The following is a 440-nucleotide window of genomic DNA, read 5'->3' on the forward strand; positions in this document are numbered from 1 at the left end:
CGCAGGCTCGGCTCCGGCAGGTACACGGACCCACCGGCGGCCCGGAACTCCGCGGACTTCGCGGCCATGCCGGCCTCGGCGATTCCCGCCTGCTCGGACGCGCCGCCGAACTCGCTGCGGATGTCCTGGCTGATGCGCATGGAGCAGAACTTCGGCCCGCACATCGAGCAGAAGTGGGCGGTCTTGGCGGGCTCGGCCGGCAGCGTCTCGTCGTGGTACTCCTCGGCGAGCTGGGGGTCCAGGCCGAGGCCGAACTGGTCGCGCCAGCGGAACTCGAAGCGCGCCTTGGACAGCGCGTCGTCGCGGTCGCGGGCGCCGGGGTGGCCCTTGGCGACGTCGGCGGCGTGCGCGGCGATCTTGTAGGTGATCACCCCCGTCTTCACGTCGTCCCGGTTCGGCAGGCCCAGGTGCTCCTTGGGCGTGACGTAGCAGAGCATCGC

Annotated in this window: 1 protein-coding gene; it reads right to left on the reverse strand. The window is 71.8% G+C overall.

What is annotated here, in order from left to right; translation table 11 throughout:
• On the reverse strand, positions 1-440 hold a 440-nt coding region (locus ACOMDU_RS13685; RefSeq protein WP_421130709.1), incomplete at both ends, for a phosphomethylpyrimidine synthase ThiC.

The organism is Vescimonas sanitatis (assembly GCF_049060325.1).
GTDB lineage: Bacteria > Bacillota > Clostridia > Oscillospirales > Oscillospiraceae > Vescimonas > Vescimonas sanitatis.